General features: G+C 49.1%; 3 protein-coding genes. All 3 read left to right on the forward strand.

The window, feature by feature from the left end; all coding sequences use genetic code 11:
* On the forward strand, nt 1–253 hold a 253-nt coding region (locus tag VIP81_RS26905), incomplete at its 5' end, for a hypothetical protein (protein ID WP_331968629.1).
* Between the two features lie 10 nt (nt 254–263).
* On the forward strand, nt 264–1,121 hold the full coding sequence (locus tag VIP81_RS26910; RefSeq protein WP_331968633.1) for a hypothetical protein: 858 nt from the start codon (nt 264–266) through the stop codon (nt 1,119–1,121).
* Between the two features lie 14 nt (nt 1,122–1,135).
* The coding region (locus VIP81_RS26915; protein WP_331968636.1) for a hypothetical protein at nt 1,136–8,372 on the forward strand (7,237 nt) is incomplete at its 3' end.

Genomic DNA, 8,372 nt, shown 5'->3' on the forward strand with positions numbered 1-8,372 from the left:
GATGAATGCACTATTGGCGATGTTCAGACTACAAGGTTTCCAACCGGGTACACCAACATATGATTACATGGTCAACCAGATTATTGCTACTGTGCAGGCAGCCGGCTACTACAGCATTTGGGCATATGTTTTCTTCCAGAAATCGCCTCCTACCGTACCGGCTTCAGTATATACGTCGTTCAAAAATGCAACAACAGATCCTACTCGTCCGCAATTCTATTTTCCTGGCACCAATGCTGCCAACATGCCTTAAAATAAAATCCATGAGACCTGTCAATAAAATTTCTCCTCATATACAGCAGTTACAACAGCAGAACGGACCGGTAAAAACCAGCACCGTTACAAATGCTTTGATAGATACCATCGGCAACTATTGCTCCTATTGTGAAATGATGCTCAGCGGCTATCATGTGGAACACCTGCGGTATACTGCCACCTGGCCGGAAAACGTGAACGTTTCCATGTGGGATGATTTGCTGCTGATCTGCAACGACTGCCGGAACAATATCCGCGTGCCCGAACTCAATACACTCAGTGCAGATGCGCTGCTGTGGCCCGACAGAGATATGTCCTTCAACCTGTACAACAGTCCATTGCAATATGAACTGCGTCCGGTAAAATATGTGGTCGTTAACACCGACGGTGATCGGATACTGGAACAGGAAATGGAACTGGTCTTTGTGGTGGCTAATCCGGCGGCAGCAGCAACGCTCTACCAAAAAGCCTTTAACACCATCAACCATTTCCAGCTGAATATGCAACTGGAATATTACGATGCTGCTACCAATGAACTACGTATACCCGAGACCGTGCATCTGCAACATGCCGACAACCGGATGTTCAAACGCACCAAAGCCTGGCACGAAGCCATGCGCGCAGTGGAGGGCTTACGAGGGATGGACAGCCTCCCCGATAAATCAGAAAACCATTCCGCACTCCGGCAAATGCTGGTAGACCAGATAGCCATGACGGCCTGGTATTCCGGCAACTGGTCGGTGTGGATGACCGTACTGCATCAGCAAACAAATGATGCGGCACTTACACAATCCGTATTACTGAGTACCGCACATCCTTTCCCAGGAACGAGAAATGAAAACAACCGTTTATTCATCGCAGAATAAACAGCCTCAACACCATGAAGACAAACATAGCTATAACACCGGTGACTAATCCACGGATTCAGCAATTGCAGCAGAAAATCACTTCTCTGCAGGCGTTCAGTGAGGCATCCCTTGAATCCCCCGATATTATCAAACTGCTCAAGCAGCTGATCAATACAGATAGTATCCCACTCACCGGCACAACATTCGGCAATCCGAACGACAACGCGCTGCAGGTAACGGCTACCGCTACCCTGTTTAATCTGCAGATAAAAATCAATACCGTTTTTACGGTAGATGAAAACAGCAAATTGTCTATGACGATGAATAGCTATGCGGATCTGTCTATGACGTTGAGTGCTATATACGAAGCGGGTCTGGTGCCTTCCAGCAAGACCCCGGGACTGATACCTGCGGTCCCCATCGACGGACTGTCTTTCGTATTCGAATCCGCTGCCGCAGCCTTCACCCTCACCGGCACCGGAGAAAAATGGTCCTTCCTGGGCTATACCAGCCTTTACGTGGATGCACCTACACTTCGTGTATCCAATACCGTAAGAAAGGAAGGAAATGCATATCAATGTATCGCCAGCGGCACGCTTGTCAATACAAAAGGTACCGTAAACGTTGCCATAGAAATAGGATTGCCGATAGGCGTAAGCGGATGGTACCTGGCACTCCCCAAACCTACCCCACTGAGCAACGGCGTGGCTATCCTGGATGAATTGACAGGTATTTCCATATCAGGCATACTGCCGGAACAGTTTATTACGATATTGGAAAACATTGAGCTGGACGCATTTTATGTAGGATTTGATCCGCTGGAAAAATCCCTCAGCATAGTGCAGGTAATGGTGAGCTCAAAAAAACCATGGGAGATTGTAAAGGATCAACTCATGATTGAAGAGGGCATCACCCTAACGTTGACGGGCCAACGATACAATGCAGCAGATCCCCTCAACTTTTCCGGTAGCATCAAAGGTACCGCTGCCGTGAATTATGCCAACCCGGAAGAGAAAGTACAGGCAGCTGCCACCATTCCTATTCCACTCACAGATGATTGGGATATTACACTGAAGAACGATAACGCACCGCTGGGCATTGGAAAACTCATTGCCATTGTTCCCGGTGTAAAAGGTTTCTTACCGAAAGGACTATACGAAAAACTCAATGAAATCGTATTGGAATACCTGACCATACGCTTCAGATTTCAAAATGGTTTCTCGTTTACCAAAGTAGCATTTGCCATCCACTCCGCTAACGAGTGGACGCTACCCATGCTGCAACAAGCCATTTACCTCGACAAAAATTTCAGGCTGGCCCTGGATATACCACTACCCTACACCGCTGAAGGTACCAGCGGCGAACTGGGGGGCGTATTGCAGCTGGATGACGGCAACGTATCTATTCCGGTAATGCTGTCTAAAATACCGGAACAAAAGAATTGGATACTGAGCGTGACAAGTGAAGAAATTCCACTGCCCTCGATCAGTTCTCTCAGTGGCATCCTCGGCAACAATGCGCTTACCTCAGCATCTCCGCCGGGCCTCATGCAAATTGGTGATTTTGTTATCAACGACCTTGCTCTTTCCTGGCAATTTGGAGAGGTATCCAAACTACTCCGTTTTGCTTTTACCATACAATCCACGCCGGACTCTCCGGCCTGGAACCTTGTACCAGGCTACTTTGAGCTAACAGACCTGCTGGTGTCTCTGGCCATCAACAATACCTCTGTCAGCGAAAAAAATATTTCCGGCCGCATAGAAGCCACGGTTACCTGGATACTCAATAAAACAACCAACAAGAAACTGGTGCTCGGCATGTCCGCCACCAAGCCATCTTCCATTGCTCCCTGGAAGTTTGCCGGTTCCCTGGAAGAAGAACTGGAACTGAAAGCGCTCCTGCTGGCACTGCATATGCCGCCATCGGTAGTAGACATTCTTCCCGGCCTGAAGATCACAGAATTTGATCTGTCCATTGAACCATCTTCCGGTTCCTTCTCCGTGGCGATGGCCATTGCGCCTACCGATACATGGACCATCCTCACCATCGGCAGTATGAACCTGCAAATGGATAAGATAGGTTTTTCAGTAGAAAAGTATGATGCCTTCCTGGATATGGCCGCCAACGGCTCGTTTAACTTCGGTACCGAAAGCCGTCAGGTCATCATCGCGCTGGCAGCTGCATATAGCCAAAAAAGCTGGAGCTTCTCCGGTAGCCTTGATAATACAGGCGCAGACGGTATCACTGTCAATGAAGTACTGGCCAAATATATTCCAGGCATTGACGACAAAAGTATTCCACAGGTCCTCATCAGCCAGATTAATGTGGCTATGGCAAAAGGCACTACGGAAACCGATACGCCCTACAATACACTCGACTTCACGCTGGGCGGCAGTTTGACGCTATTCGATAAACTGACCATTAAAGCCAATGTGGATCTCCAATATGATTCCAGGATAACAGCCAGTCCTTATAACGGTACCAAAGTGCAGGGTACGGTGCTATTCGGCGGCATTTCCTTTGAGGCGGTAGCTACCTATGCCGGCGGCGCTTTCAGTCAATTCAGCTTCCTGCTCACCTTTAAGGATATTATCGCCAAGGCAGATGTGACTAACAACGAAAAGGAACTCCGATTCGAATTCGGCCTGCAGTCCACCGATCCCAATAAACCACTATCGCTGGGCGATGTGATTTCCAGTCTCGTGGAAGCCGCTACCGGAGAAGTAGCCGTCATTCCGTCGCCATGGAATTTCATCAACAATATTCCGATTAACAACATCAATTTTGTTTTCCAGCAGGATAAACTCACCAATCAAAAAACAATAGGACTGGTATGGCCGGCCAACATCAACCTGGTATTTATAAATATCCAGGAACTGAGCCTCCTCTATTCCCCTGATCCCAACACCAATAATGGCCCGGTGATGTTCAAGGTCACCAAAGGTACTTTCCTGGGTATGCCCATTGATCAGTTGCAACCGGCGCAACGACCCGACTGGGACTTGCGCGATCCTGCGCAGGCGCCTGCGGTTCCTGGATTTGGTAACAGTACCTTCAAGTTACAATTCCTCGGCATCGGCAACCAGATCGGCATCATTCAGCCCAAACCTGCTACCTCTGTATCGCAGGCCATTACCAATCTGGCCGACGCATTCAAAGAAGATAGCAGCGGCGGAAAACTCCCTCCATCCCTGTATTTCGACAAGAACAACGGCGTATTATTTGGTGCCAAATTCCTGATCGTAGAATACATACAATTCAACATCGTATTTTACGATCCGGTAATGTATGGTATATCCATTGGCGTTACAGATGGTAAATTCAAGAACCTTTACTTCGAAATTCTCTACAAGAAAATAAACGATAATGTAGGTGTATATCAGATAGACCTGGTACTGCCCGACTTCGTGCGTCAGCAACAGTTTGGCGCCGTGGCCGTGACACTACCAGCCATCACACTTTCTATTTACACCAACGGCGATTTCATTATAGACATGGGCTTTCCGAAGAACGGGAATTTCTCCCGTTCATTTGGACTGGAGCTGTCGATCTTCACCGGCTCCGGTGGATTCTATTTTGGTAAACTCAGTAACGATACCGCTACCATGCTTCCCAAAGCAGACGGGCAGTTCAATCCTGTGATCATTTTCGGCATCGGCATCCGGGCAGGCATCGGCAAAAACATCGATAAGGGTGTGCTGAAAGCAGAGCTGAGTCTTACTATCCAGGTAATACTGGAAGGCGTTTTGGCCTGGTACAAAGCCAATCCTACCGCACTTGTGAAGGCATCGCAGGAAGAGCTGTATTATCGTGTACAGGCACAAGCTGCGCTGGTAGGAAGGATTTACGGAGAGATAGATTTCGCTATCATCAGCGCCTCCCTGGAAGTGATGGTGCGCATCGCCGCCCAACTGGTGCTCGAAGCATACCGGCAATCGCTGGTGACCTTCACCGCAGAAGTATATGCCGCGGTGAAAGTGCGCATTAACCTGGGACTGTTCAGCATCAGTATCAGTTGCTCTTTCCGTACTACTATTTCAGACAGCTTCACTATCGGCGCCAATACCACTGCACCATGGGACAAAGGAACCATGCTGGATCGCAGCGCTTACTTTACACCACTGGATATGGTAAGAGATATAGACATTCCAAAAATGGACTGGGTAGCTCCCATGACTTATCCGAAAGAAAAACTGAACCTGCTGTTTATACCACAGTTATCTGTGAAATACAGCGACAGCGATACACCAGGTAAAGTACCGGTGGGCATCTCCCAACTGTATATCAGCAATCAACCTAAATCCGCCAACAATACCGATTTCACAGTATTAAGCCGCGCTTTCCTGGCATGGATATTCAATGCCTATTTTAGCGCCAAACAGGAACAGGAGCTGAATATCCTGGATCAACCGGTTGGCATCGACGACGTGAATGCGATCTTCGCGTACTTCTCACAAACGCAATTCACTACCGGTGAAGCGGATGCCATTCCACTGGAAGATATGTATGAACATTTCTTCCCGCAGGCATTTACGGCCGTGGCCATTACCACCCAGAAAGCTGACCAGGCGGCCGCTTTCAACGAAACGGCCCTGGAGGTAGGATACTTTCCGATCATTCCTTTACTTGAAATGACGGTGAGCGGACAGGAAACGGTGAAGTTCAGTGAAAACGGCGCCTGCACCCCGGCATACCTGCAATACATCAAACAGTATTTCACCGATATGCAGGTACAGGCCAAAGCGCGTCAGGTGCAGGAACTATTGAGAGAAGATGACAGCGTGACCATGGCCGAATTCCTGTTTAGCGATTATTTCAACATGATGGCTAAATCAGCCTTGCAGGATATCATCAACGGATTCAAACAAACCACACTGCATAGCGTTACCGGAGATACTTTTACGAAGATCGCCAAACGTTATGCACACTATGGCGTTACCGCCGAAGGACTCGCATTCGCCAACCGTCATCTGCCACTGAATGCCGGGGCTAAAGTACATATTCCGGCTTTCCGGCATCGCCTCCGCGATAACGAACAGCTGAAAGATTTACTACAGCAATTGCCCGGTGCAGATAATCTCCAGGTAACAACAGAGGGCATAGTGGAGGTACCTTCGTTCGTATACAGTGTACCAGATACGGAAACGCATACACTCTACACCCTGGCCGGCAAATACAATATAGCACCCGATATTTTTATCCGCCACAACATCAATCAGCCGGATCTCTTCCCTACAGGCACCGGACTGCTGCATGCTTTTGTGGCGACCAAAAAAGTCAAGGAGATACTGGATGAATTACAGGCAGGTCCACAATTTAACCTCTCCAACCTGGGAGGTACGGTATCACGGTTTTTCCTGCATGGCCTGCGCATTCCCAAAGCCATCAACGACAAGTCACGTATAGGACTATACGAAGCTTCCTGGCAACAGTTTAACCTGACAGGCACCGTACTGGGTCAGACGGTGAAACTGGCGCCGGATAAGGCGCGCGCGTGGCTCAATCTCGGCGATACCGGCTCGCTGCTATTTGAATTTAACCAGGCGATGTCCGATGCGGTAGCCGCCCTCCTGAAATCACAATGGGTACCGGGCGTTACGCTGGATGCCCAAACTGATGTTCGCCGTTACCGCCTGCATCCTAAAACATTTGCACTGGCGAACAGCTTTACCTGGCAAAATCCTAATGCACAGCAGCGTAGTAATACTTCCGGCAACAGCTACATCTGGACCTTCCCGGCGCAGCTGCAACAATATCTCAGCGCGCATCCCGGTATTCCTTACCAGCTGCTGGTACAATCTGCCAGCACCGCTTTCAGCCTGGAAGATGAAACAGTGATGAAGCCGCTGTATTGGAGTACATCCGTTACCGTTAGTATCCGGCAGGTGCCAGTGGCAGCCATGCCCGGTAGCTATCTCGATAATGTATATGTAGTGGAAGGATGTGGAGAAGCAGACGGACAGCTGCTGCAACAACTGCTGCTGGCCACTACACCGCCCATCGCTAACCTCGATATCCTGTTTGCCGACAACACCGCAAAAAATACCGACGGTGAACCGGTCAACGGCCTTATATCGAATGCACTCAGCAAGTATAAAACCTTCCTGTTGCAAACCAACTTCTCCACAGTATCCAATCCAGGGCTGTCTGCTAAAAACCTAACAGCAACAACCGCCAACAACCTGCTGGGCATGGATGCACCCACGTTCTTACGTTTCCTGTGGGAATGTTCTATCGTGCGCTCCGGTGGTTATTACCTGCACTATAGTAATGCTACCGGCGGCGGACTACCAGGATATATTTTTGATGAAGAAGGTAAAGGCACTATCACCATACTCGTATCTTATAACATTCCGGCAGATAGCGCCAGCAGCGGGTTTATTCTGCCGAAGTATGTCAACAGCGTAGTGGTGGATACTAAAACAGATCCTGCACAGGATTCCGTGTATGCAGGCATCGCACTCACCAAAGCCCAGGCCGATAATTTTGATCCGGTACTGCAAACCATACAGGCGACCATTCTGCCAGGAACAGGCATGTTCAAAGGACAACGGGTGAACCCTGCCACCTTACAATCGAGCAATCTGACGGAGAGCGCTGATCAACAACTGAGTGAATTATTCCAGCTGATGGAATACCGTATTGACGCCAGCACTGGCGTATTCCGGCAAACAGATTATGCCCTGCCTGCCGGTCCGCTGGATCAGAAAGACGGTGTAAAAAATAGCGTTGGCGCCATCTCCGCACAACCAGACGATGATACTATCTGGCATTATGGCGGCGTAATACCCATCTATCCCTTTGCAGAACCGGTACCTGTTAACGGCAAACAAACGGACCCCTATGGGGCCAATGGCAAAACAGCGACCATCAGCTTCAACTTCCTGGATGTATTCGGCAACACGCTCCTGAAGGAAGATAACGGGAAGATACAGCAACAGATTACACCGGGGTATACGGATCCGGTGATCGGGATAGACCAGTGGATCAACATCGCCAGAAATTATACGATCTCGACAGATGCTACCACCCAAAAACCAACATTAAGTATTCAGTTAGTGCTGGGCGTGGACCGGTATAAAAATGCGAAACAGCCATTTGAACTCGCACAGCAGGACCTCAAAGTGTATCGTCAGATAGCCTTCCAGCTGGCGCAACCCGGCATCGCGGTCAATGTAACCACGAGCCTGGGCACGCTGGAAACCCCGGCTATAACAGCGTTGGCAGCATTGCAGGAATATGTTAGCCGTATCATTGGTTTCCTGGAAA

The organism is Chitinophaga sp., from assembly GCF_036566945.1.
Taxonomy (GTDB): Bacteria; Bacteroidota; Bacteroidia; order Chitinophagales; family Chitinophagaceae; genus Chitinophaga.

Excerpts from the sequence above, each read along its gene's own strand:
- VIP81_RS26910 (WP_331968633.1), top strand. The coding sequence starts at position 264 with ATGAGACCTGTCAATAAAATTTCTCCTCATATACAGCAGTTACAACAG.